We start from the raw sequence: 24,856 nt of genomic DNA, 5'->3' as shown, positions 1-24,856 counted from the left end.
GAAGATAGGAGGAAGCAGAATGACAACGAGCCAAAGCTTTCAAGCTAGTCGAGAATGGTGGTCGCAACGCTGGTTAGATCTATTAGATTCCTATCGGTTTAAAAAACGGTTAGAACGCGGTCGGACTTATGCACGACAAGGAAATATTTTAAGTATCAAATTTGAAGGCTCTCAAGTATTAGCACGGGTGCAAGGTACAGACCCAGAACCATACAAAGTTTCACTATATTTAGAAAAATTTGATGACGAACAGTGGGGATATGTTGTAGAAACCATGTCCCAAAAAGCGGTTTATGCAGCCAAATTACTAGCAGGAGAAATGCCGCAAAATATTGAAGAAGTTTTTACTGCCAATGGTTTATCATTGTTTCCTTTTACCCTATCAGAAGTCAAAAGTCGCTGTTCTTGTCCTGACAAAGCCAACCCTTGCAAACATGTCGCCGCAGTCTACTATCAACTAGGCGATCGCTTCAGCGAAGATCCGTTTGTTCTGTTCCAACTACGGGGACGCACTAAGGATGAGGTTCTTACTTCTTTGAGAGAATTTCGTAGTCAAGAAGAAAAGTCAAAAGTTAAAAGTCAAAAGTCAAAATTTCCCGACTCCCACTCTGCCACTCCCGGCTCCCGACTCCCGACTGCCTCATTTTGGCAATACAACGAATCCCTCGACCCATCGTTAGTAGTCATAGCACCGTCACTCAGCGGCGAAACGGTTTTAGATGTCTTAGGAGAAATTCCCGTAGCAGAATTAGAGACTGATGAAGGAGATCGAGGTGATGCCACTGCATCTGGAATGGTACAAAAATACTTAACTGACATTTACCAACAAGCCAGCCAACAAGCCGCGATCGCAGCGATGAGTACTGGATGAGGAGTGAGGAGTGAGGGGCGAGGAGTGAGGGAGACAAGGAGGATACACAATTCACAGTTAATTCCAACTGCCAACTTCTTTCCCTGCATCCCAGACACGACAGTCTTTTCCCTGCTCCCTGCTCCCTGCTCTCTGCTCTCTAATAACTGACAATGGGTGGAATATATGGCGATCGCGTCGTTTAATAAACTAAGGTCTTAAATCTTAATGTTGTTTATTTTCTCGCTCAACTATGGCTGAAGCTTTGAAACTTGAAGATGCGGTGGAATTTGCCGAAAATCCAGAACCGCGCTGTCCGTGCGTCCTGCTGTTAGATACTTCTGGCTCCATGCAGGGAGTAGCTATTGACGCTCTCAATGAGGGTTTACGCACTTTCAAAGAGGAACTCAACCAAGATAACTTAGCGCGCAAGCGGGTTGAAGTGGCGATCGTCACGTTTGGTAGTGACGTGAAAGTAGCTCAGGATTTCGTCACTGCTGACATATTTGAACCGCCTAGCCTATCAGCTCAAGGTTTAACTCACATGGGTGGGGCAATTCTCCAAGGGCTAGATATGATCGAAGCCCGTAAAGGTCAATATCGTAGTAATGGCGTGAATTATTATCGTCCTTGGGTGTTTTTGATCACGGATGGCGAACCGCAAGGAGAGCCAGACAGTATCATCGACCAAGCCACCCAGCGGATTCGCGACGATGAGGCAGGTAAGCGAGTCGCTTTCTTTGCTGTAGGGGTAGAATCAGCCAACATGACGCGCTTGAGCCAAATTGTTGTCCGCAGCCCCTTAAAGTTACAAGGATTAAACTTCAAAGAGCTGTTTATCTGGCTATCGGCAAGTATGCAGCGGGTTTCTCAATCCAAACCAGAAGATCAAGTTGCTCTCCCGCCACCTGGTTGGGGCGTAGTCTAAATCAGTGACCAGTGACCAGTGACCAATATTTGTCTGTTGCGATCGCTGTCAAACCTTGCCATTCTGTTCTGTTTCTCTTTACGTATAGATCTACCCCTCTGTTGCCCCCCTTAAAAAGGGGGGTTGGGGGGATCTTCCAAGGCACAGTTTCAGTGGATGGGATGTCTACCTTTTGTCGCCCCTCTTTCAACGTTTTACCACCAAACAATTAGCTTTCTCGTCTCCGTCTGGTGGCAGCAAGGCGACGACGTGAGGCACGGGTCGAGGAGTGTAAGGGACTAATAATTCACCCTTGTAAGCAAGAGAGGAACTGTCGCCAGAATCGAGCATCACCGCATCTCGCAACCCAGCTTTAGCTAATACTGCACCCAGCTTGACAGCATCGACATTTCTCGGAGCCACGCCAATTGTGGGCTGTCCTGCCTGGTTTATTCCCCAGAAAGCCCGACGACGCGCGGCATCAAAACCAAATAAGTTACCAAAAGACTCTCGCGATCGCGGTTGTCCGTCTTTTACCAGCCAAGCAGCAGCGACAAAAGCATCTGTTACGTCTGGCATCTCCGCCTGAATTCCTTCTAGCGTGTTGTGTAAGAAGGGATCGAAGGGAATATATTTAACTGCTTGAGTACCAATTAATACTAACGGTCTACCTGCAAGCCTAAGATTCTCACTCGCATTACCAGGGACAAAATGATTCGCTTTTTGACTCAGTACGGGACCGATCATGATATTGGAATTGATGACTTTGAGCGAGAAAAAGCCCCCATCCACGCCCGCAACTGCGGCAGTATCGGCTAAAATCTCTGGTACTTGGTAGCGGCTTTTCGCATGGATCGTCATTGGTCTACCACCAGAGATTAATAACAAGTAGGTGCGATCGATGGTGGTTTTGTTGAAGGTGACATTGGCAGAAAAATCGAATTCTCCCCCCCAGTTGGGAATTTTCATGCCACCTGAAGCTTGAGAGAGAATGCTAGATTCTGGGTTGGCGATCGCCCGTGTTAAATTAGATTGACCGAAGCGATCGATGGCAAGTAAACTTTCCGAGTCGCCAGCAAAGCGTTCGTCGTTGTCGTTCATCGTCAGCGCTGATAGATAACCAGCTTGCTTGACTGCTGCGGCAACTTTTTGGTTATATCTCCCAGCCGGATACGTAAAATAGCGGATCGGTATATCTAGCTTATTTTCCAAAATCTGTTTAGATTCAGTCACTTCCATTTGGAGTTTGTCGTCGGACAGGCGGCGCAAATCTTCGGGATGGGTGACGCTGTGAGCGGCAATAGTAATTAAAGGATCGGCTGCCATTTCTTTCAGTTGTTCCCAACTGACATGGCTTCTACCGACGTTGTTGCCTACCCCAAAAGTATAAATAGAAAACACGGCTGGATAGCCATATTTTTTCAGCAACGGATAAACGTATTCGTAATGTCCCCCGTAGCCGTCATCAAACGTTAACATAATCGGCTTTTCTGGCAAGGGTAAACCCGTCCGCAGATGAATCACGAGTTGGTCGTAACTGATGGGGGTAAAACCGTGTTGTTTAATAAATTGAAGATGCTGCTCGAATTCTTGGGGTGTGACATCAAAAAAGACTTGTTTTTTGGGTAAGATGTCGTGATACATCAAGATCGGAACCTTTGCCAATTTTGCCCTTTCGTTGATATTGGGGTAAGGGCTGGAGTTGAAATAGGCAGCTAATTGGGGTCCCAACTTCAAGCTAAGGAACTCAAAGAGTTTGGTTTTATCCTCTGTCCAATTTGTCGTCTGAAGCAACTGAGTTGCCAAACTAGTAAGTTCAGTACCGTAAGGTGAAGCTTGCGGACAATGACTTAAAGACGGCGCTGGTGTTGAGGAATTGTTTTGCTTATCTTGCGCTTGAGCTTCAATCGCAAAAAGTAGCACGGGAAAAGTCAGCACGCAGCTGAAATATTGAGCAGCAAAAAACAGATATAGGCGAGTTGGCAGCATGGGTATTTACAAAAACGGAAACTCTTAGATTCTGAGCCAATAAAGTGTTAGCCAAGTGTAAGCCACGCTCAAAAGCGAGACAATTACACCCTAATAACAATGCTTTAAAAGTCTAATATCTACTGCTTAAGTTCCAGCTAAGGCAGCTTTAAGTTACTGCAAATGCTGACAGGAATATAGAGACAGGAGGGAAGAGGACAAGGGAGACAAGGGAGACAAGGGAGCAATTCTAGTCACCAGCCACCAGCCACTAGTCACCGATCGCCGTCAACTTCCAACCAACAACTCTATTCCCTGACTCCTCATTTAAGTGTCCAATAGTGGCTAAAATGATTAAGCCTGTACCTGGCAAGCTAGAACGCTAATCAAGAGTAATCCTGAAATGGTTGCACGATCGCTGCTCTACGAAGGTAAAGCAAAAATTGTTTACACGACAACAGAGCCAGAAATATTACTGGCACATTTCAAAGACGATGCCACTGCTTTTAATGCTCAAAAGCGAGGCAGTATTGTCGGCAAAGGAGAGATTAACTGCACCATCTCCACCGTGTTGTTTCAGTATTTAGAAAAGCAAGGCATTCCGACACACTGGCTGGAAAGCATCAGCGCTAATCAAATGCGCGTCAGGCGATTGCAAATCTTGCCGTTAGAGGTGGTCGTCAGGAACATTGCCGCAGGGAGTCTCTGTCAACAAACAGGATTACCTCTAGGGACAGTTTTGAAACAGCCGTTGGTAGAGTTTTATTACAAAAACGATAGTTTAGGAGATCCCTTATTGACGAGCGATCGCCTCTTTCTGCTAGAGCTAGCAACTCCAGAACAAGTCAACCAATTACAACAAATGGCGCTCCAAATTAATCGCTATCTAGGCGAATTTTTCCAGCGTTGCGATCTGACCCTAGTAGACTTCAAGCTAGAGTTTGGTTACGATGCTCAGGGACAGTTACGACTGGGTGATGAAATTAGCCCCGATACTTGTCGCTTATGGGACGTAGCTGAAACAGACCCCAATCGGCGAGTCATGGATAAAGACCGTTTCCGTCGCGACTTAGGCAATGTCGAAACCGCTTACCAAGAGGTACTGCGTCGCGTGCTAGCTCAAGCTAATGAGGGAGACGGGAGTAGGGAGTAGGGAGAGCTGAGGGAGCTGAGGGGGCTGAGGGAGCTGAGGGAGCAAAAAACAACCGTCAACCGTAAACCGTCAACTACCGAATGACAAATGACAAATGACGAATGACAAACTTTTATTGGTGTGCGGACGTGCTAAATAGGTGAAACAAAATGCGTTTATTTCGTGTATGGGTGGCGATCGCGGCGATCGCGAGCTTTCGGCAAGTCATGCTGGTGCAAATGCCAGCAACTTATGCGGCTCCTGCCGATCGGGCTATAACAGGACAGGAGAAGCAATTTAAAAGTCAAAAGTTAAAAGTCAAAAATAATTCTAAGATTGTCCAAATTCCGAATTCCGAATTCCGTAGCTTGCCTCCCCGCAAGGGTATTCCGAATTCTCTCACTTCTTCCCGTCAAGTATTAATCGCCAGCTTGAAGGGAGAACAGGCTGTAATAGCAACACCAAAATTAGCAGCAAAAAAATTAGTAGCTAAAGAAAGCTTTTCTTTAAAACCAAGTACAAAAAAACCAAGTACAAATCGTAACGATCGCCATCCGAGCGAGCATGGCGCAGCGGCGCTCAAAACGCGAGCGATCGCCCAACTCGACTCGCAGGACGAGACCCCCAGAGGAATTGAAATTCCGATTAACCGCGATCGTCAACCAGCACCGGATTCTGATAATCCTGCCGCACCAACGACGGAACCAGCCACACCGCCAACAGTACCAGTGCAACCAGCTCCAGGTACGGAATCTCTACCGCAGCAAGAAACGCCCAATCGCATTCAAGTTCCCGTGACTCCTAACGGCGCACCTGCACCAGGAAGCGTTCCCAATCAACCAAATCCACCTATTCCTCCATCCACTCCAGCACCAGAACAAACCCAACCGCCAACAGACGCTCTACCACCTACGCCAACTCAGCCAGGAACGCCAGGAGAAACTCAACCCACACCAGAAACTCAACCTGAAGCGGCAGAACCTAGAGTTCTTGTCGCAGAAGTCGCTGTGAGTAGCGAAACTGGTACTTTGACTGAAGAATTACAAAACGAAGTTTACCGAGCAATTCGTACCGCTCCAGGGCGAACGACGACGCGATCGCAATTACAAGAAGATATCAACGCCATTTTTGCGACAGGCTTTTTCGCCAATGTCCGGGCTATACCGGAAGATACACCCTTAGGCGTGCGGGTTGCCTATATCGTGCAACCTAACCCAACCCTTGGGCGAGTTCAAATCGAAGCTAACCCTGGTACAAATGTTCCGTCCGTCTTGCCTCCCAAATTAGTTGAGGAGACTTTTAAGCCGCAGTACGGCAACATTCTCAACTTCCGCCGCTTGCAGGAAGGCATTAAGCAGCTCAACCAGTGGTATCAGAAAAACGGTTACGTCTTGGCACAAGTGATCGCCGCACCCCAAGTTGCACCCGACGGCACAGTCACGCTTCAAGTATCGGAAGGAGTTGTTGAAGATATCCAAGTCCGTTTCGTGCGGGAAGGCGAAGCGACCGACGACGAAGGCAAACCAATTCGCGGTCGGACGCGAGATTTTATCATCACGCGAGAACTCGCCCTGAAGCCCAATAACGTATTCAATCGCAACGTGGTTCAAAGCGACCTGCAACGGGTTTACGGACTGGGGATATTTGAAGACGTAAACGTTGCCCTCAACCCCGGTCAAGACCCCCGTAAAGTGATTGTCGTGCTGAACGTGGACGAACGCCGCAGCGGTAGTTTGGGATTGAGCGGTGGTATTAGTTCTGCCAGTGGCTTATTTGGAGCAGTCAGCTTTCAGCAAAACAATTTAGGTGGCAATAACCAAAAATTAGGGGCAGAGTTGCAGGTTGGTACGGAACGGAGCGAGTTGCTGTTCGATCTCCGGTTCACCGACCCCTGGATTGCGGGCGACCCCTACAGAACTTCCTATACAGTCAACTTATTCCAGCGGCGATCGATTTCGCTCATTTTTGATGGAGATGACGAGAATATCGAGGTAGGCGACCCCGATGATGGCGTGCGTCCCCGCGTGCGGCGACAAGGTGGCGGCGTTACCTTTACCCGTCCGTTGTCTCGCAATCCCTTAGCTCGGTCGGAATGGACGGCATCCGCAGGATTGCAATATCAGCGCGTTTCCATCCGCGATGATGATGGTGAAGTTACGCCAGAAGGCAGATTTAACGGTAGAGAAGATATTCCCTTGAGTTTTTCTGATGACGGTTCAGACGATTTGCTGACCGTACAGCTAGGAGCAGTACGCGATCTCCGAAATAACATCACGACACCTACTGACGGTTCTTTCCTGCGATTAGGCGTAGAGCAATCGATTCCCATTGGTAGCGGCAGCATTCTTCTGAATCGATTGCGGGGTAGCTACAGTCAATACATTCCGGTCAACTTTACTAGCTTCAATGAAGGACCGGAAACTTTAGCTTTTAATATTCAAGCTGGAACGGTCATTGGCGATCTACCTCCCTACGAAGCCTTTTCCATTGGTGGTAGTAACTCAGTACGGGGTTATGGAGAAGGAGAGCTGGGCAGCGGACGCAGTTTTGTCACTGCTACAGCCGAGTATCGCTTCCCAATTTTCTCGGTTGTCGGTGGCGCTCTATTTGTCGATTTCGGCTCCGATTTAGGTACGGCGGGTAACGTACCTGGAGAACCAGCAGTTCTACTCGATAAACCAGGTACGGGAGTCGGTTACGGTGTAGGCGTGCGAGTCAATTCTCCCTTGGGACCCCTGCGCCTAGACTACGGCTTGAACAGCGACGGTGACAGCCGCATTCAGTTTGGCATTGGGGAGAAATTCTAGGGATTATGGATAGGAGACAGAAAACAGGAGGACAAGGGGACAAGGTAGACAAGATGGAAGGAGTGAGGAGTGAGGAGCGAGGAGTAAGGGAAAAGCAAGGGAGACAAGGAGGACAAGGGGAACAAGGAGGTAGGGGAGCAGAGGAGAAACTTCCGCTCTGCTCTAAATTCCGAATTTTGAATTCCCCTCACTCCTCACAGCACACGCTCGCAGGAACGATAAGCCAATCGGGAGTCGGATTGCATAGTGGCGAGACTAGCCAAGTTCGCATTTTACCCGCCGCAGCGGGGGAAGGGCGCTACTTCGTGCGGGTCGATTTGCCAACTCAACCAATAATTCCTGCTCGCGTTGGAGCGGTTGGTCAAACCGTACTGTCGACGCAACTCGAAGCTGGAGCAGCATCCGTTCGCACTGTAGAACATTTGCTGGCAGCCCTAGCAGGAAGCGGAGTCGATAATGCCAGAATTGAAATTGACGCGGCAGAAGTGCCGTTGTTAGACGGTTCGGCTCGGATTTGGGCAGAGGCGATCGCCAAAGTTGGGCGATCGCCTCTGCCAGCGCCTACTATTGTCCCCCAGCTATTAGAACCCGTTTGGGTACGCGAAGGCGATACATTTGTCGCAGCTTTGCCCGCCCCAGAAACCCGCTTTACTTACGGAATTGACTTCGAGACTGCGGCGATCGGCAATCAGTGGCATAGTTGGACGTATAATACATCTACATTTGCGGCAGAAATTGCCCCCGCACGCACTTTCGGTTTGGCAACCCAGATCGAATTCTTGCGATCGCAGGGGTTAATTAAAGGTGGAAGTCTTGAAAATGCTATTGTTTGTACCCCCCAAACATGGCTGAATCCACCATTGAGATTTGCAAATGAACCAGCACGTCATAAAATTTTAGATTTAGTAGGAGATTTGTGCTTACTGGGGACATTCCCCAACGCTCATTTCCTTGCTTATAAAGCAAGCCACAAACTACACGTTCAACTTGCCCAACTGTTGGAGCAAAAAATGAAATCATGAAGGAGACAGGAGACAGAGACAGGAGACAAGAAAGACAAGGGGGTAATTCTAGTCACTAGCCACCAGCCACCAGTCACTCCCCTGCTCCCTGCTCCCTGCTCCCTGCTCCCTTCACAGCCCCGATCTTTGAGAAATTCAGCCATGTCATCCCTGATCCAAGTCAATTCCCCAGATTCTCCTGCTAGCGATGATGCTAATCTTCAGCACCTCGATCGCCAAACTGAAGTTACTCCTACCCCAGAGAAAACAACCCTCACAGTCGAGCAAATTCATGCACTTTTGCCTCATCGCTATCCTTTTGCCCTGGTAGACAGAATTATTGAGTACATCCCAGGAAAGAAAGCTGTTGGGATCAAAAACGTGACTTTCAACGAACCTCATTTTCAGGGGCATTTTCCCCAAAGACCATTGATGCCTGGAGTTTTGATTGTAGAAGCTATGGCACAAGTCGGTGGAGTTGTGTTAACTCAAATGCAGGAAATGGACGGCAATTTGTTTGTGTTTGCTGGCATGGATAAAGTTAGGTTTCGGCGACAAGTAACTCCAGGAGATCAGTTGGTGATGACAGTGGAACTGTTGTGGGTAAAGCGTCGTCGTTTTGGGAGAATGCAAGCCCGTGCTGAAGTTGACGGTCAACTGGCAGCAGAAGGCGAATTACTCTTTTCCCTTGTAGAGTAATTCGGCAGAACTCAGAAGTCAGAAGTCAGAAGTCAAAAGTCAAAAGTCAAAAGTCAGAAGAGATTTTCGCACCACGCACTACTCATTGACAACTGACAACTGATAACTGACAACTGATAACTGACAACTGATTTTCTAGCGCCTCGATTGGAGATGCATCCTTGAAAACACTCATTCATCATACTGCTGCAATCCATCCAGGGGCAGAACTACACCCGACTGTAGAGGTAGGTCCCTACGCGGTTATTGGTCGGGAAGTCAAAGTTGGTCCCGAAACTACCATTGGCGCTCATGTTGTGTTGGAGGGACCAACAGAAATTGGGGCGAGAAATCAAATTTTTCCGGGAGCGGCAATTGGGCTAGAACCACAAGACCTTAAGTACGATGGCGGTTCCTCAATGGTAAAAATTGGTGACGGCAATCGTATCCGCGAGTACGTCACCATCAACCGCGCCACTCTTACCGGAGAAGCCACGATTATCGGCAACAATAACTTATTAATGGCTTATGCTCATGTAGGTCATAACTGTATCATTGAAGACTCTGTGACGATCGCGAATGGCGTAGCTCTAGCCGGACACATCCACATTGAATCGCGTGCCACCATCAGCGGAGTTTTGGGCGTACATCAATTCGTGCATATCGGAAAACTAGCAATGGTGGGTGGAATGAGTCGTATCGCTAGGGACGTGCCACCCTATATGTTAGTAGAAGGCAATCCCGCCCGAGTGCGATCGCTGAACATTGTAGGCATTAAACGCGCCGGGATTGCCCAAGCAGAACAAGGGCAAGTCTATGGTTCTCTGAAAAAAGCTTTTCGGATTCTTTATCGTTCCGATCTCACTCTCAGTCAAGCTTTGGAACAATTAGAGCTAATAGCAGATAACGAACACGTACAACATCTATTGCAATTTTTGCGAATGTCCCAAATGAAACCCAGGCGCGGTTCCATTCCCGGGCGACAATTGCCCAACGGTGACGAGGAAATATGTTAGGCAAAGTCAAAAGTCAAAAGTCAAAAGTCAAAACGTAATTAATAATTAATAACCAACAACTAATAACCGATCGAATGACAAATGACAAATGACAAATGACTACAGAATTTTCATTAGTACGGGCGAAGTTTCGGGCGATCTTCAAGGAGCTTTACTTGTAGAAGCATTGCACCGTCAAAGCCGCGATCGCAATCTGCCTCTAGAAATTGTTGCCTTGGGAGGCGATCGCATGGCAGCAGCTGGCGCTCGTCTTTTGGCTAATACTGCCAGCATTGGTTCTGTTGGTACTGTCTGGGAAGCAATCCCATTTGTCTTACCTACCCTCAAAATTCAAAGCCAAACTAAACAGTATCTCCAACAACATCCACCCGATCTTGTCGTACTCATAGACTATGCCGGACCCAATTTGGCTTTAGGCAGCTACATCCGGCGAACTTTTCCCCAAGTTCCAATCGTGTATTTTATTGCTCCCCAAATGTGGGTCTGGTGGTCTAATCGGGGAGAAATCGATCGCTTAGTCAAGATGACGGATCGGTTGTTGGCAATATTTCCCGCAGAAGCCAGTTATTTTAAACGCTTGGGCATGTCAGTTACTTGGGTAGGGCATCCTCTACTCGATCGCGTGCAGACAGCACCTAGTCGCGAAGTAGCAAGGGCTAAGCTAGGTATTGCACCAGAGGCTTTGAGCATAGCGTTAATTCCTGCCTCTCGTCACCAAGAATTAAAATATCTGCTGCCAGCAATGTTTCAAGCAGCAAAAGCAATTCAGGCAAAACTACCACAAGTACGTTTTTGGATTCCCCTATCTTTAGAAATCTATCGCCAACCGATCGCCCAAGCAGTAAAAGATTACGGCTTACAAGCAACTATACTTTCCGGTCAAACTTTAGAGGCGATCGCAGCATCTGACTTAGCAATTACTAAGTCTGGCACGGTAAATCTAGAAATTGCCTTGTTAGACGTGCCGCAAGTTGTAATTTATCGCGTCAGTCGGTTTACAGCGTGGATCGCCCGCAATTTCCTTAAGATTAACTTACCCTTGATCTCGCCACCGAACTTAGTTGTCAATCGCGAAATCGTCCCTGAGTTACTTCAAGATCGAGCCACGCCAGAAAATATTACCCAACAAGCTTTAGAATTGCTCCTCAACCCAACCCGCCGCCAGCAAGTTTTAACAGACTATCAGCAAATGCGATCGCTTCTAGGAGAAACAGGTGTAGGCGATCGTGCTGCTACAGAGATATTGCAAATGTTGTTAGCCAGGAGTCGGGAGTCGGGAGTCTGGTGAGTGGCTAGTGGCTGGTGGCTGGTGGCTAGATGGTTTTGACTTGTGACTTGTGACTTGTCCCCACACTCTTTTCTTCGCTATTCGCAACTCACTTTCTACTCATATCTAGCTGGTTGTGCCAGAATCGGTGGCGATAAGGTATTGGCGATCGGTGAAAGCAAGAAAGTTTATGGTTTATGGCTATGACTGGCGATCCTGAAATGTTGCTAGAGGCAACAAAAACAGCACTGCAACAAGAAGACTATCAAGGGGCGATCGCTCATTTAGAAATCCTCTGTCAGGCAGAAAATATTTCCATCGCCGAGCAACAAACTCAGCCAGCAACTCCTAGTAGCAATATTGAATACCTGCTCTCCCTTTGCCGACTCTTAGCACAAAGCAGCAATCTCCAGCTCGAAGAGCTGAAGGAGTTTCTCAGCAGAAGGGCAGAGGAGACTATGAGACTAGGAGCAGAGGGAACAATTCTAACCACCAGCCACCAGTCACCAGCCACTCTTCTCCAACTAAAGCAAGCACAACGAGCGCAGCGCTGGCAGCCATTACCAACTGTTAATTTAATTCCATTTTGGTTATTACAGTGCGGTAGTGCGATCGCTCTATTTTGGTCGATCCAACAACTCATTGAGTTAGCGATGGGATTGACTAACGATTTATTGGTAAAACTCCCCTACCTAGAACCGTTTCAGCCGTTCTATCACGACCATACTACCAAGATCGTATGCGTGTTAGTGCTGTTGCTAGCCCTGTCTCCTTGGTTGATAGATGGGTTACTGAGATGGTGGTACGGGCTTCAACACCTATCTCTGGAAACTTTGGAAATTTCTAGCCCAGAAGCTAGCAGGCTGCTACAGCGCTCTTGTCGCCAGCACCACTATCGTTTACCTCAGTTGCGCGTGCTACCTACAGCCGTGCCTCTTATTTTCACTTATGGCAACCTGCGCCGCACGGCAAGAATAGTCGTAAGTCAAGCTCTGCTAGAGCAACTCGCAGATGATGAAATTGCCGCTATCTACGCAACACAATTAGGGCAGATAGCTAATAGGGATTTTATCGTTTTATCTCAATTTATATTAGTTACTCAGTTACCCTACATAACCTATTCCCAGTTATCGGAGTGGGGCAACAAAATATCGAATAAAACTCTACAAGCCTTTATCGCGATCGCCGCTAACTTTGCTTATGGACTGTGGTTGCTTCTGCGTTTACCTGCGTTTTGGCTCTCTCAGTTACGCATATACTACAGCGATCGCCTTGCCGCAGAATTAACTGGCAATCCTAACGCCCTCAGTCGCGCCATACTCAAAATTGCCCGTGGTGTGGCTCAAAATATTCAACAGCAAGGACATACCAGTTGGTTGCTAGAAGGTTGGGACTTACTCACAATTATCAGTTACAAACAAGCGATCGCCCTGAGCAATCTACATTCATTACCCGAATTAGAGGCAGCTTTAGCCTGGGACTGCACAAATCCTTTGCGCTACTGGCTCAACATCAACCAAACTCATCCCTCAGTTGGCGATCGCCTCCAACGGCTGAATCGAATTGCCCATAACTGGCGCTTGGAGACTGAATTAAATTTACAAGTGAGTCGGGAGTCGCTGAAGAGAGCTGAGGGAGCTGGGGGAGCTGGGGGAGAAAAACAACTATCTTCACGTAGCTTGCTTCCTTGCAGGAGTGGTGTAGCGCCAGCGTTTACTGTCAACCGTCAACTGACAACTGGTAACGACTCACTGCTATTACAAGTTGCTCCTTACTTGGGAATTCTCCTCGGTGCTGCTTTTAGCAGTTTTATGTGGCTGATGGGATGGATTGGTGGCTACTGGTTAGGTAATCCTTACTTAGCATGGATGTGGGGCGACTGGTGGATCGTGCGCGGTAGCTTGGCGATTGGCTTAAGCCTCGGTATTTTTCTGCGGCTAAATGCTTTATTTCCCGAAACGAAGTCTACCAGCTTACTAAATCGTCCCAATCTTGCCGAGCTGTTGTCTAATCCCTATTTATTACCAGTTGTCCCGCAGTCTCTCCGCCTCCAAGGTAAGTTGTTAGGACGGCGCGGTATTGGCAACTGGTTCGGACAAGATTTACTGCTGCACTTACCAACTGGCTTAGTCAAGCTGCATCATGCTTCTTGGCTGGGGCCCCTCGGCTGCCTTTTGCTTAGACCCTCTACCGACCCTACCGATTTAATTGGAAGGCATGTTATCTTAACAGGCTGGTTCCGCCGTGGAGCTACGGCTTGGATCGATATTGAAACTTTGCGCACTCAAGCTGGTAAAACCAGTAACAGCAGCCATCAGAGTTGGTCGATCGCACTGGCGATCGCTGCTACTATCTGGGGCGTTTACGTGATTGTCAAGGGAGGCAGTTATTAGTTGTCAGGGAGCAGGGAGCAGGGAGCAGGGGAAGAGAGCTGAGGGAGCTGAGGGAGCTGAGGGAGCTGAGGGAGCAAGACAATTCACGCATTCACGCATTAATTCCGAATTCCGAATTCTCTCCACTACACCCCACAACGCCAGTCGCCTCAACGGGGGACACCCCCGCACGGCGCTGGCTCCCCCACACCCCACACCCTCTTTACGACTTACGACTTACGACTTACGACTTACCAACTACCAATGACCAATGACCAATAATGTAAAGATTAATTGCAGCAATTCAGTTTAATATGTTACATTTATTTACATAAACAACTAAAGTCCAGACCCAGCTGAAAGTTAAAGCGAAATAGCGTCTTATGCTTCGGTTAGTTTGGGTCAGGTTTTTCTCCTTCCAACACAGCAACAGCTAGACCAGCCACAGGCTGGTTTTTATTTCAGGAGTCAGTGAGACAGGTATCGTATTTCTGTACTCAATAGCCCGATCCGAAGTTAAAAAACTGACAATAAGCACAAATCTATTTTGAAAACAATATCTATAGTGTCAACCGTGATATTTTAGAAGATGGTGTCAACTTTCCAGGCGAGCGGAAATATCATCAGGAGTCAAACGCCGTTGCGATCTAACCGCCAAAACTGCGCAGTCAAGCTTTTAGATCGTACCGTAGCATGATAAACTTATCAGTCTTTGCCAATACAATGAATTGGATTTTAGAAGTTGACAGTTTAAGGCAAAAGTTAGTTGACGACGGTTTGCGGCGATTCTTGCCACTATTCACCTCACCCTCCTGTCAGAAATTTTGTTAACAACCTTAATTGCATCCAAGTTGAGAGGTACATTTCATGCCAGTCCGTTTATACATTGGTAATTTGCCAAAAGATGAAGTCGATCGGCAAGAGTTGCAAGCAGTTTTTGCTGATGCGGGTAGTAATGTGACTACGAAAGTCATTAAAGACCGCAAGACCGGAAAGTGCCGTGGTTTTGGTTTTGTTACTGTCAATAATGACGAGCAAGCAGACGAAATCATCGAGAAATATAACGGCTATATGTTTAAGGAAACGCCACTAAAGATTGAGAAGGCGTTGCCTCGTAACAAAGGTCAAGAAGAAGAAGACCAAGCCCCTGTTGCTAGTAGTGCTAATACTGGAGATGCTCCTGTTAGCAGCAACGCAGAAAAAAGCGGTGGCAATAAGCGTAGTGGAAAAAAACCTCGTCGTGGTGGTTCTGCTGGAACTTCTACAGGCTCGTCTGATGCTGAGGGAATTCGTCCCGATCCTCGTTGGGCTTCTGAACTAGAAAAGCTGAAACAGATGTTGGCAGCTCAAACTACTAATGGATAGGCATTTGATTGAGGGTTAGGTGTTGGGAGTCAAGGATTGTTTGCAATTAGCGGTTGACGATTAGCGAATAGTTGTCAGCTGTTTCTCATCTGCACTCCTACTCTCTCCCTATACTCTCTGAGTGGGTGTTTTAGTTGTTTGAGTGACTGCGAAATGAACTCAACCTTGCCTCAGAATCTTCTAGGTAAAAGTGTGCTGCGCGATCGCTCCAGAGGGAGATAGAAAATTTGGGTATTGAGTGTATTTAATTATATTTTTAAATACTAGATAAAAAATAAACTTATGGTTAGAGTTAAATATTATACAAATCAAAAGGAAGTTGCGTTCGCGTACTTATCAGTTTTTATACTTTATTTCATCTAAGCACTTGATGTAAATTAGCTCCTGCAAACAATAGCTAATTGAAGCTGTATTTCAGATAGAAACAGAGCTTACAGTTATTGAAATACTTCTTAAATGATTTTTGACATACCTAACTATTATCAACAAAAAGTTACAGTAAAAATCTATCTTTTGGAGCGGATAATCCCTAAGGAAGACTTGTATAGATGGCAATTCATCCGCCTAGAGGATGCGATCGCATGTGGTATTCTGTAAATTAAACTTAATAAACTTTAGGGGTAAAGACAGAAGCCTTTGTAAAGTCTCCTTACATTCACCCCTGTTACGGTGCAAATTCAATAGCCACAAAGCTATGAACAATAAAAATCAAAAGCGAATTGCCCTAATTTCAGTCCACGGCGACCCTGCGATTGAGATTGGCAAAGAAGAAGCTGGAGGACAGAACGTTTATGTCCGCCAAGTGGGTGAAGCATTGGGTAAACTGGGATGGCAGGTTGATATGTTTACCCGCAAAGCAAGTGCAGAACAAGCAAAAATCGTCGAACATAGCGAGAATTGTCGGACAATTCGCTTAACTGCTGGTCCTGAGGAATTCGTTCCGAGGGACAATATTTTTGGTTATGCCTCGGAGTTTGTCGAAGCATTCCTCCAGTATCAACAGCAAACTGGTTATCGATATCCTCTAGTGCATACCAACTACTGGATTTCTAGCTGGGTGGGCATGGAATTGAAGAAAGCCCAATCCATCAAACAAGTCCACACCTATCACTCTTTAGGCGCAATTAAATATAAGTCAGTTGCAACCGTACCGCTGATTGCCTCGAAGCGGCTGGAAGTCGAAAAAAGGGTACTAGAAACAGCCGAGCGGATTGTTGCCACTAGCCCACAAGAAAAAGAACACATGCGATCGCATGTCTCTCCCAAAGGTAATATTGACATTATTCCTTGCGGTACAGATATTCATCGCTTTGGCGCGATTGACAGCAAAATTGCCAGACAACAGCTAGGAATTTCCCCAGAAAGCAAAGTTGTGTTTTATGTTGGACGATTTGACGAACGCAAGGGAATTGAGACTTTAGTGCGGGCAGTTGCCCAGTTGCAATTGCGTGGCAAAGAAGACATCAAACTGATTATCGGTGGTGGTAGCCGCCCAGGACAAAGCGATGGCATCGAGCGCGATCGCATTGAAGGTATTGTCAAAGAATTAGGGATGAGCGATTTCACCTCCTTCCCCGGACGGCTAGGTGATGTCGATCTACCTGTTTATTACGCTGCTGCCGATGTTTGTGTCGTTCCCAGTCACTACGAACCATTTGGTCTAGTTGCCATTGAAGCGATGGCTAGCGGTACGCCAGTGGTGGCTAGCGATGTCGGCGGACTGCAATTTACCGTCGTCCCAGAAGAAACTGGCTTACTCGCTCCACCCAAAGATGATGCAGCCTTTGCTGTTGCCATTGACCGAATCTTGAGCGATACTGCCTTCCGAAATCGCCTCGGCAAAGCAGCAAGACAACGGGTAGAAGATATGTTTAGTTGGGAAGGAGTCGCCAAACAACTAGGCGAGCTTTACACCAAACTGATGACAGAAACATCAACCGTCGTACCCACGAAGAAAAAAGCTGTGAGCGCGTAGAGAGTGGTGCGTGGTGAGTGGTGCGTGGATGATTTCCTCGCAACTACCACTCATCACTCGTCACTCTTTGTCCGACTCCCAACTCCCGACTCCCGACTCCCGATTTACTGCAACCCGAGGCAGACGGTGCTTAAAGCCGCAGAGAATTTCCCAAGAAATTGTTTTTAAAACTGCTGCCCAATCATCAGCAGTTATTTGTTCTTTACCTTCTCGTCCGAGGAGAGTTACGACTTCTCCGACTGCTACATCTGGAATTCCCGTCACATCTAGCATTAACTGATCCATAGTAATAGCACCAATTTGGGGGACGCGCCGACCGCAAATCAGGGCATCCATGCGGTTAGAGAGATTGCGCGGTACGCCATCGGCATAACCAATTCCTACTACAGCCAAGCGGAGTTCGCGATCGCTGACAAAATGATGTCCGTAGCTCACGCCTGTGTTAGGGGGAATAGTTTTTACCTGTGTAATTCGCGCTTTAACTTGCAGCACGGGCTTCAACCGGACAGAACTGCTGAGATGCTCTGCTGGGTAGAGTCCATACATTGCCAATCCCACACGTACCAAATCGTAATGTAGATCGGGGCTAGTCAAAGTAGCCGCAGAGTTAGCTAAATGCAGCAATGGGAGAGGATTACCAGCCGCTTGAACCTGCGCGATCGCAGTTTCAAATCGCTGCTGTTGTTGCTGCATGATCCTGCGGTCTGGGTTTTCTGCCGTCGCCAAGTGAGAGTAAATACTAGCAATTTGTAAGTGAGGTAAAGAATGTACTAGCTGTACGAATTCTGTTGCTTGTTCCCACAGGGGTCCAAGGCGAGACATCCCGGTATCGAGTTTGACATGGACTGGTAAATTACCACCCGTAGTCGCAGCCAAAGTTTCAGAGAAGACCAAAGCTTGTTTGGGGTCGCACAGCGTCGGTTGAAGTTGCCAGTGGGCGATCGCCTTTAACTGTTCTGGCGTATGCGTTGCACCTAAAATCAGAATCGGCGCGTCAATTCCTGCTTGGCGCAGTTCAATTCCTTCCGGTATAGTTGCCACTCCCAACCAATTTGCTCCAGCATTCAAAGCTGTACGTGCCACCGTCACCGCTCCATGACCGTAAGCATCTGCCTTCACAACTGCCATTAACGCTGTTTTAGCCGCTAGCAAGCCCTTGAGTTGCCGCACGTTATAGGCTAAAGCACCTAAATTGATTTCTACCCAGGCTCTTTGACGCAATCCACCCACGACATCATTACTAAAAACCGTCTTCTCACTCTGTTCCTGACTCAGCATCCCCACTCCTCTATTTAGTTATCAGTTATCAGTTATCAGTTAATCTGACTTACGAGTTACGACTTACGACTTACGACTTACAAAGCAGGTCTAATATAGGCAAATATTTGCTTTAGCACAAGATAGTACAATTTTGTTCTTTATTTTTCCCATCGCTCGCGGCTCCAGTTACTTACGCTCAACCGTCAACCGTCAACCGTCAACCGTCAACCGTCAACTAATGACTAATGACAAATGACGCAAATCTGAGTAATTATGTTAATATCTTGTAAAAAAGTTGGCTGCTGCGATACTCAATGGCTAAGGTCTTAGTCCTGAACGCCTCTTACGAGCCGATTAACATCACGAGCTGGCGACGGGCAATTGTATTGCTAATTAAAGGCAAAGCGGAGCAAGTCGAACACAACGGCAAAGTCATTTACGCCGAGTTTCCCTTGCCGACTGTCATCCGCCTGCGTCACTACGTTCGCGTCCCTTACAAAGAAATTCCCCTTACCAGACGTAATATCCTCCATCGAGACAGTCACAGTTGTCAATACTGCGGCTACATCGGGGAGGATTTAACGTTAGACCACGTTCTACCGCGATCGCGTGGCGGGATGGATACTTGGGAAAACATCGTTACTGCGTGCGTCCGCTGCAACGTCAAGAAAGGCAGCCGCACTCCATCTGAGGCACACATGCATCTGCGCCATCCCCCGCGCAAGCCCTACAGCAGCCTCTACTTTGAGGTCACCAAGCATCTCAAGAGCGGGCTGCATGATGAGTGGCAAAAGTATGTCATCGGTCTTTAATCAACCTCTGGCTGAATAGTTGCTCTAAAGCTATGATGAGAAATAGAATTTGTATTTCATCCTAGAGCCGGATTGAGTAGCATAGCTGTTGATGCCTAAAATAATTGCAGTAAAAAATTGCAGTCACCGTGCGATGAGGCTAATACAGTTTATCGAGTAATAGTAACATTTTTGACCACAATTTTCGCTTCACACGCATACGATAGTATTTATGCCCTTGAACTCGTTCAAGCAGCTTAGTAGTCTGCCTTCCACTCACAATAGCGAGTCTTCTGTTGAAGAAGTTGAGACAGATATGGGACCTGCGGTTGCAACCCAAGAACCATCTCTCGCTCCCTTGACCGGCGATTCTGGAAATCAACCAGTAGGACGCAATAATAATGGTTCCTCCACGTCAAAAGTGGAAGCATTGCGGCAAGTTTTAGAGCGACATCAGCACGAACGACATTTAGTCTTATTGCAAGACTTCCCCGACCCCGATGCTCTTTCGTCGGCGTGGGCGTACCAACTCATCGCGCAGCAATACGACCTGCAGTGCGACATCGTTTATGCCGGAACCTTGAGCCATCAAGAGAATATTGCTTTAGTCAAACTAACGGGACTACCAGCGCAGCGCCTCCCAGTTCAAACAGCTAAAAGCAAAGACTTATCTGGTTATAAAGGTTACGTGCTAGTTGATAACCAGGGAACGACAAGTCAACTGCTCTCGCTCGTTTTAGAAGCAGGTTTGCCACTCATATCGGTCATCGACCATCACAGCCTGCAAGGAGAACTCAAGCCAGAGTTTGCCGATATTCGTCCCAACGTCCGCGCCACAGCCACAATTTTGACCCAGTACTTGCAAACAGGGTTACTGGTACTCGATAGTAGCGTCGGACAACACGTTAAATGCGCCACTGCCTTGATGCACGGCTTGCGTTCCGACACCAGCAGCTTGATGCAAGCGCAAGAAGAGGATTTTCAGGCAGCAGGCTTTTTAAGTCGATTTTACGATTACCAATTGCTCAAAGCCGTATTGCAGACCAATCGCTCCAAACGGGTGATGGATGTGATCGAGCGATCGCTGAAAAATCGTATAGTTCAAAATAACTTTTCTATTGCAGGTGTGGGATACCTACGTTATGACGACCGCGATGCTATTCCTCAAGCAGCTGACTTTTTAGTCACAGAAGAAAACGTCCACACGGCTGTTGTTTATGGTATCGTTCACGACGAAGATGAAGAACTAGAAGTTGTCATCGGGTCGCTACGTACCACCAAACTCACCCTCGACCCCGACGAATTCCTCAAAGAAGCTTTCGGACAAGACAATCAAGGACGTTTCTTCGGTGGCGGACGGAGCGGCGCGGGTGGCTTTGAAATTCCGATGGGCTTCTTATCTGGGAGTAACGAAATTTCTGCGTACGCCAAAATGAAATGGGAAGTCTTCGACGCTCAAATCAAGCAGAAGCTTCAACGACTGGTCAACCCACAAGATAGTCCGATTCAAACTGAGTAGTTGACAGTTGACCGTCAACTGTCAACTGTTAACCGTCAACATTCATCTATTGTGGAACTATATTTTATCCGTCACGGTATTGCCGAAGAAAGAAGTCCCGCTGTGGAGGATGAAAAACGGGAATTGACAGCTAAAGGGCGGGAAAAAACTCAAAAAGTAGCAAAACGCCTCTACGAACTCGGCTTGCGATTCGAGCTAATTTTGACCAGTCCCCTAGCTAGAGCAAGGCAAACAGCAGAGATTTTGCAATCTTGTGGATTGAGTCCTCAAATTGAAGAATCTAGCTATCTATCTCCAGAAGGAGATTTTTGCCTGTGGTTGAGCTGGCTAGAACAAAAGCAAATGCTGGCTACTGATACTCAACTAGCTTTAGTCGGTCACGAACCAGATTTGGGACAATGGGTAGAAATGCTGATTTGGGGAAAACTCAAACAAGAGTCAGCATTTGCTGAAAATTCTCTGGATGATAACGCTGCTGCCCTAGTTCTGAAAAAAGCAGGTATTATTGGAGTTAACTTACCAAAAGACAACTCTCCCGTGGGTCGAAGTCAACTGTTTTGGCTGGCTCCACCGAAGTTTCTGCTCTAGATAGCATATAATTCTGGTAAAACTAACTACACAAGGCAAGTTTTTGGTAAGTTAGCTTGAGTATTGTCTTTTCTATGCAGCCAGTGTAGCTATGTCCGTTTGCGAATTTAGACCAGGTCTAGAAGGCATCCCTGCCGCCCAATCCGGTATCAGCTTTGTCAACGGACAACAAGGGATACTGGAGTATCGCGGCATCCGCATTGAAGAGTTAGCCGAAAAAAGTAACTTTTTAGAAACTGCCTACCTCTTAATTTGGGGCGAACTTCCAACTCAGCAAGAGTTAGAGGAGTTCGAGCATGAGGTGAGACATCATCGGCGAATTAAGTATCGCATTCGGGATATGATGAAAAGCTTTCCTGAGAGCGGTCATCCGATGGATGCGCTACAAGCTTCAGCAGCGGCATTAGGCTTGTTCTATTCTAAACGCGACTTAGAAAACCCCGTATACGTTAGAGATGCCGTCGTGCGGCTGTTAGCAACCGTACCAACGATGATCGCAGCGTTTCAGTTGATGCGGAATGGCAACGATCCCGTGCGCCCCCATGACGGCTTGGATTACTCCGCAAACTTTCTCTACATGCTCAACGAACGGGAACCAGACCCATTAGCTGCACGGATCTTTGATGTTTGTTTAATTCTCCACGCCGAACACACGATGAATGCTTCCACGTTCTCGGCGCGGGTAACGGCTTCAACCCTAACGGATCCTTACGCCGTAGTTGCTTCAGCCGTGGGAACTCTCGGCGGACCGCTACATGGAGGAGCCAATGAGGAAGTGATTACGATGCTAGAAGAAATTGGCTCGGTAGAAAATGTCCGTCCTTACTTAGAGGACTGTATGCAGCGCAAAGCTAAGATCATGGGCTTCGGTCATCGAGTCTACAAGGTGAAAGACCCGCGAGCAACCATTTTACAAAAATTGGCAGAGCAGTTATTTGAAAAATTCGGCTACGACAAATACTATGACATCGCCGTAGAGTTAGAACATGCCGTAGCAGAAAAACTGGGCGGAAAAGGAATTTATCCTAACGTTGACTTTTACTCTGGTTTGGTGTATAGGAAAATGGGTATCCCTACGGACTTATTTACACCCGTATTTGCGATCGCCCGCGTAGCAGGTTGGCTAGCTCACTGGAAGGAGCAGCTCGTCCAAAACCGCATTTATCGCCCCACCCAAGTCTACAACGGTCATCATGATGTCTCTTATACTCCAGTTCATTTGAGACAGTGAGTCGTGAGGAGTGACTAGTGGCTAGTGACTGGTGAGTAGATATAAAAAGCTAGTTCCACTAGCCACCAGCCACTATCCACTCACCAACTACCTAACATATAGACAAACCTCGAATACAAGTATAAGTACAACTTCTCAAGTACTCTGCTTTGCTGTGAGCCAGCGAACGATATACTAGGCAGTGGAATGTTAAAAAAATCTTCATGAAGAGGAGTAAAGAGTGAGGAATGAGTTTAGTGTTTGCACTACTCACTACTCACTACTCACTACTCACTACTCACTGCTTACTTCTTACCAAGCGCAAAGCATGAATTCAGGAATAGACCTGCAAGGTACTTTTATTGAAACCCTGATGGATTTGGGACTACCAGCAGATGTAGCCAAAGTCATCTGGATGCCACTGCCGATGATTTTAATGATTATTGGCTCGACAGTGGGAGTGTTGGTATGCGTGTGGTTGGAGCGGAAAATTTCTGCTGCCGCGCAACAGCGAATTGGTCCTGAATATATCGGTCCATTTGGTTTACTAGCTCCTGTAGCTGACGGACTGAAACTGGTCTTCAAGGAAGATGTGGTTCCAGCCAAATCAGATTCGCTACTATTTACCCTCGGACCCATCATTGTTGTCATTCCCGTGTTTCTGTCTTATTTAATCGTGCCGTTCGGACAGAACTTGGTAATTACTAATGTAGGGATGGGAGTTTTCTTATGGATTTCATTGTCGAGTATTCAGCCGATTGGTTTGCTGATGGCAGGCTATTCCTCCAATAACAAATACTCCCTACTCGGAGGCTTACGAGCAGCAGCGCAGTCCATTAGCTACGAAGTTCCCCTGGCTTTATCAGTATTAGCTGTTGTCATGATGTCTAACAGCCTTAGCACCATCGACATTGTAGAACAGCAATCAGGCTACGGCATTTTGGGTTGGAACGTGTGGCGACAGCCGCTTGGTTTTGTTATTTTCTGGATTGCGGCTTTAGCAGAATGCGAACGGATGCCTTTTGACTTGCCAGAAGCAGAAGAAGAACTGGTGGCGGGATATCAAACCGAATATGCTGGCATGAAATTCGGTTTGTTCTACTTGGGTTCCTATGTTAACCTCGTCCTTTCTGCCCTGATGGTAGCCGTTTTATACCTCGGTGGTTGGGAATTTCCCATTCCCCTCGATATTCTCGCTGGCTGGGTGGGAGTGAGCAGAGATAGTTCTTGGTTGCAAGTCGTCGATGCATCTTTAGGCATCACTATGACGCTACTCAAAGCTTATTTCCTCGTCTTTATTGCCATCCTACTGCGCTGGACAGTACCCCGCGTCAGGATCGACCAGCTATTAGACTTAGGGTGGAAGTTTTTGCTGCCTGTCAGTCTAGTTAATTTACTTTTGACCGCTGCACTGAAGTTAGCTTTTCCTTTCGCCTTCGGCGGGTAGCAACCGGCAATTAGCGACTAGCTAATTGCTAACAGCTAATAGCTAATAGCTTAAAAAGAGAGAGACACGCAATCATGTTGAAATTTCTCAAGCAAATTGGCGATTATGCCAAAGAATCAGTTCAAGCAGCTCGCTATATCGGTCAAGGGCTAGCAGTAACCTTCGACCACATGCAGCGGCGACCGATTACAGTCCAGTACCCCTACGAAAGACTGATTCCCTCGGAACGCTTTCGCGGCAGAATTCACTTTGAATTTGATAAGTGTATTGCTTGTGAGGTGTGCGTTCGTGTTTGTCCGATTAACCTACCTGTAGTCGATTGGGAATTTGACAAACCATCGAAAAAGAAAAAACTCAACCACTACAGTATTGATTTTGGCGTTTGTATTTTCTGCGGTAACTGCGTGGAATACTGCCCGACAAACTGTCTATCCATGACAGAAGAATACGACCTCTGTACCTACGATCGCCACGAACTCAACTACGATAACGTAGCTCTAGGTCGCTTACCGTATAAAGTTACCCAAGATCCGATGGTTACGCCACTGCGGGAACTCGTTTACTTGCCCAAAGGCGTACTCGAACCGCACGATCTGCCAGCAGATGCCAAACGAGCTGGTATGCTACCAGAAGAAATTGTCAAGCAAGAAGAGCAGACAACTGCTCAATAGTTAATAGTTGACAGTTAACGGTTAACTGTCAA

General features: G+C 47.2%; 21 protein-coding genes. 18 read left to right on the top strand and 3 right to left on the bottom strand.

The genetic code is table 11. The features are described from left to right. Positions 1–19 precede the first annotated feature (19 nt). Positions 20–871 (top strand): SWIM zinc finger family protein, encoded by an 852-nt coding sequence (locus QH73_RS08945; protein WP_039716697.1) that lies wholly within the window; start codon positions 20–22, stop codon positions 869–871. Positions 872–1,103: 232 nt separating this feature from the next. Next, the gene (locus QH73_RS08940) at positions 1,104–1,778 is read left to right on the top strand and encodes a vWA domain-containing protein (RefSeq protein ID WP_181245383.1); all 675 of its coding nucleotides are present in this window, start codon (positions 1,104–1,106) and stop codon (positions 1,776–1,778) included. A gap of 186 nt (positions 1,779–1,964) precedes the next feature. Here the strand turns inward: QH73_RS08940 and QH73_RS08935 are convergent, their stop codons facing one another. Continuing rightward, complete coding sequence (locus tag QH73_RS08935) at positions 1,965–3,746, bottom strand: polysaccharide deacetylase family protein (protein WP_039716698.1); 1,782 nt, start codon at positions 3,744–3,746, stop codon at positions 1,965–1,967. A 382-nt stretch (positions 3,747–4,128) separates the two neighbouring features. On the opposite strand from QH73_RS08935, the gene purC reads away from it, so the two are divergent. From purC to lpxC, 3 genes are all read left to right on the top strand, one after another. After that, positions 4,129–4,878, top strand: coding sequence for a phosphoribosylaminoimidazolesuccinocarboxamide synthase (gene purC / locus QH73_RS08930; RefSeq protein WP_039716699.1), 750 nt, complete (start codon positions 4,129–4,131; stop codon positions 4,876–4,878). Between the two features lie 149 nt (positions 4,879–5,027). Then, positions 5,028–7,664 (top strand): BamA/TamA family outer membrane protein, encoded by a 2,637-nt coding sequence (locus QH73_RS08925; protein ID WP_039716700.1) that lies wholly within the window; start codon positions 5,028–5,030, stop codon positions 7,662–7,664. 5 nt (positions 7,665–7,669) lie between these two features. Then, positions 7,670–8,686, top strand: a complete 1,017-nt coding sequence (lpxC, locus tag QH73_RS08920; protein ID WP_236146955.1) for a UDP-3-O-acyl-N-acetylglucosamine deacetylase — start codon at positions 7,670–7,672, stop codon at positions 8,684–8,686. On the opposite strand, the gene QH73_RS08915 is transcribed toward lpxC, so the two are convergent. Continuing rightward, positions 8,647–8,829 carry a hypothetical protein gene (locus tag QH73_RS08915; RefSeq protein ID WP_132866837.1) on the bottom strand — a complete coding sequence of 61 codons (183 nt, stop codon included), beginning with the start codon at positions 8,827–8,829 and terminating at the stop codon, positions 8,647–8,649. The two genes, lpxC and QH73_RS08915, sit on opposite strands and share 40 nt — an antisense overlap. Between QH73_RS08915 and fabZ the strand changes: the two genes are divergently transcribed. From fabZ to QH73_RS08880, 7 genes are all read left to right on the top strand, one after another. Further along, the gene (gene fabZ, locus QH73_RS08910) at positions 8,828–9,364 is read left to right on the top strand and encodes a 3-hydroxyacyl-ACP dehydratase FabZ (protein ID WP_039716702.1); all 537 of its coding nucleotides are present in this window, start codon (positions 8,828–8,830) and stop codon (positions 9,362–9,364) included. The two genes, QH73_RS08915 and fabZ, sit on opposite strands and share 2 nt — an antisense overlap. Positions 9,365–9,525: 161 nt before the next feature. Further along, positions 9,526–10,359: an acyl-ACP--UDP-N-acetylglucosamine O-acyltransferase gene (lpxA, locus tag QH73_RS08905; protein WP_039716703.1), complete on the top strand. Its 834-nt coding sequence runs from the start codon at positions 9,526–9,528 to the stop codon at positions 10,357–10,359. A gap of 88 nt (positions 10,360–10,447) precedes the next feature. Then, positions 10,448–11,647 carry a lipid-A-disaccharide synthase gene (lpxB, locus tag QH73_RS08900; protein ID WP_039716704.1) on the top strand — a complete coding sequence of 400 codons (1,200 nt, stop codon included), beginning with the start codon at positions 10,448–10,450 and terminating at the stop codon, positions 11,645–11,647. Positions 11,648–11,823: 176 nt separating this feature from the next. Next, positions 11,824–14,019: a M48 family metallopeptidase gene (locus tag QH73_RS08895; protein ID WP_052290181.1), complete on the top strand. Its 2,196-nt coding sequence runs from the start codon at positions 11,824–11,826 to the stop codon at positions 14,017–14,019. Then, complete coding sequence (locus QH73_RS08890; RefSeq protein WP_132866836.1) at positions 13,997–14,266, top strand: hypothetical protein; 270 nt, start codon at positions 13,997–13,999, stop codon at positions 14,264–14,266. Before QH73_RS08895 ends, QH73_RS08890 begins: the two co-directional genes overlap by 23 nt. Positions 14,267–14,865: 599 nt before the next feature. Next, positions 14,866–15,363 carry an RNA recognition motif domain-containing protein gene (locus QH73_RS08885; RefSeq protein ID WP_015154302.1) on the top strand — a complete coding sequence of 166 codons (498 nt, stop codon included), beginning with the start codon at positions 14,866–14,868 and terminating at the stop codon, positions 15,361–15,363. Positions 15,364–16,057: 694 nt separating this feature from the next. Continuing rightward, the gene (locus QH73_RS08880) at positions 16,058–17,338 is read left to right on the top strand and encodes a glycosyltransferase family 4 protein (RefSeq protein WP_039716705.1); all 1,281 of its coding nucleotides are present in this window, start codon (positions 16,058–16,060) and stop codon (positions 17,336–17,338) included. Between the two features lie 60 nt (positions 17,339–17,398). Here the strand turns inward: QH73_RS08880 and alr are convergent, their stop codons facing one another. Beyond that, on the bottom strand, positions 17,399–18,616 hold the full coding sequence (gene alr / locus QH73_RS08875; RefSeq protein ID WP_039716706.1) for an alanine racemase: 1,218 nt from the start codon (positions 18,614–18,616) through the stop codon (positions 17,399–17,401). A gap of 296 nt (positions 18,617–18,912) precedes the next feature. On the opposite strand from alr, the gene QH73_RS08870 reads away from it, so the two are divergent. From QH73_RS08870 to ndhI, 6 genes are all read left to right on the top strand, one after another. Further along, positions 18,913–19,410 (top strand): HNH endonuclease, encoded by a 498-nt coding sequence (locus QH73_RS08870; RefSeq protein WP_015154299.1) that lies wholly within the window; start codon positions 18,913–18,915, stop codon positions 19,408–19,410. A gap of 211 nt (positions 19,411–19,621) precedes the next feature. Then, complete coding sequence (locus QH73_RS08865; protein WP_039716707.1) at positions 19,622–20,908, top strand: DHH family phosphoesterase; 1,287 nt, start codon at positions 19,622–19,624, stop codon at positions 20,906–20,908. Between the two features lie 51 nt (positions 20,909–20,959). Then, positions 20,960–21,496: a phosphohistidine phosphatase SixA gene (sixA, locus tag QH73_RS08860; protein WP_039716708.1), complete on the top strand. Its 537-nt coding sequence runs from the start codon at positions 20,960–20,962 to the stop codon at positions 21,494–21,496. Positions 21,497–21,587: 91 nt separating this feature from the next. Continuing rightward, the gene (locus tag QH73_RS08855; RefSeq protein WP_015154295.1) at positions 21,588–22,727 is read left to right on the top strand and encodes a citrate synthase; all 1,140 of its coding nucleotides are present in this window, start codon (positions 21,588–21,590) and stop codon (positions 22,725–22,727) included. Between the two features lie 307 nt (positions 22,728–23,034). Continuing rightward, on the top strand, positions 23,035–24,153 hold the full coding sequence (gene nuoH / locus QH73_RS08850; RefSeq protein ID WP_039716709.1) for an NADH-quinone oxidoreductase subunit NuoH: 1,119 nt from the start codon (positions 23,035–23,037) through the stop codon (positions 24,151–24,153). A gap of 74 nt (positions 24,154–24,227) precedes the next feature. Beyond that, the gene (ndhI, locus tag QH73_RS08845) at positions 24,228–24,824 is read left to right on the top strand and encodes an NAD(P)H-quinone oxidoreductase subunit I (RefSeq protein WP_039716710.1); all 597 of its coding nucleotides are present in this window, start codon (positions 24,228–24,230) and stop codon (positions 24,822–24,824) included. Positions 24,825–24,856 lie beyond the last annotated feature (32 nt).

The organism is Scytonema millei VB511283 (genome assembly GCF_000817735.3).
GTDB lineage: Bacteria > Cyanobacteriota > Cyanobacteriia > Cyanobacteriales > Chroococcidiopsidaceae > Chroococcidiopsis > Chroococcidiopsis millei_B.
Note: the sequence above shows the minus strand (reverse complement) of the source record. Positions and strands in the feature narration are given on the sequence as shown.

What these genes read in the sequence shown, in the direction of transcription:
- QH73_RS08945 (WP_039716697.1), top strand. Translation starts at nt 20, where the DNA reads ATGACAACGAGCCAAAGCTTTCAAGCTAGTCGAGAATGGTGGTCGCAA.
- QH73_RS08940 (WP_181245383.1), top strand. Translation starts at nt 1,104, where the DNA reads ATGGCTGAAGCTTTGAAACTTGAAGATGCGGTGGAATTTGCCGAAAAT.
- QH73_RS08935 (WP_039716698.1), bottom strand. Translation starts at nt 3,746, where the DNA reads ATGCTGCCAACTCGCCTATATCTGTTTTTTGCTGCTCAATATTTCAGC.
- purC (WP_039716699.1), top strand. Translation starts at nt 4,129, where the DNA reads ATGGTTGCACGATCGCTGCTCTACGAAGGTAAAGCAAAAATTGTTTAC.
- QH73_RS08925 (WP_039716700.1), top strand. Translation starts at nt 5,028, where the DNA reads ATGCGTTTATTTCGTGTATGGGTGGCGATCGCGGCGATCGCGAGCTTT.
- lpxC (WP_236146955.1), top strand. Translation starts at nt 7,670, where the DNA reads ATGGATAGGAGACAGAAAACAGGAGGACAAGGGGACAAGGTAGACAAG.
- fabZ (WP_039716702.1), top strand. Translation starts at nt 8,828, where the DNA reads ATGTCATCCCTGATCCAAGTCAATTCCCCAGATTCTCCTGCTAGCGAT.
- QH73_RS08915 (WP_132866837.1), bottom strand. Translation starts at nt 8,829, where the DNA reads ATGGCTGAATTTCTCAAAGATCGGGGCTGTGAAGGGAGCAGGGAGCAG.
- lpxB (WP_039716704.1), top strand. Translation starts at nt 10,448, where the DNA reads ATGACAAATGACTACAGAATTTTCATTAGTACGGGCGAAGTTTCGGGC.
- QH73_RS08895 (WP_052290181.1), top strand. Translation starts at nt 11,824, where the DNA reads ATGGCTATGACTGGCGATCCTGAAATGTTGCTAGAGGCAACAAAAACA.
- QH73_RS08885 (WP_015154302.1), top strand. Translation starts at nt 14,866, where the DNA reads ATGCCAGTCCGTTTATACATTGGTAATTTGCCAAAAGATGAAGTCGAT.
- QH73_RS08880 (WP_039716705.1), top strand. Translation starts at nt 16,058, where the DNA reads ATGAACAATAAAAATCAAAAGCGAATTGCCCTAATTTCAGTCCACGGC.
- alr (WP_039716706.1), bottom strand. Translation starts at nt 18,616, where the DNA reads ATGCTGAGTCAGGAACAGAGTGAGAAGACGGTTTTTAGTAATGATGTC.
- QH73_RS08870 (WP_015154299.1), top strand. Translation starts at nt 18,913, where the DNA reads ATGGCTAAGGTCTTAGTCCTGAACGCCTCTTACGAGCCGATTAACATC.
- QH73_RS08865 (WP_039716707.1), top strand. Translation starts at nt 19,622, where the DNA reads ATGCCCTTGAACTCGTTCAAGCAGCTTAGTAGTCTGCCTTCCACTCAC.
- QH73_RS08855 (WP_015154295.1), top strand. Translation starts at nt 21,588, where the DNA reads ATGTCCGTTTGCGAATTTAGACCAGGTCTAGAAGGCATCCCTGCCGCC.
- nuoH (WP_039716709.1), top strand. Translation starts at nt 23,035, where the DNA reads ATGAATTCAGGAATAGACCTGCAAGGTACTTTTATTGAAACCCTGATG.
- ndhI (WP_039716710.1), top strand. Translation starts at nt 24,228, where the DNA reads ATGTTGAAATTTCTCAAGCAAATTGGCGATTATGCCAAAGAATCAGTT.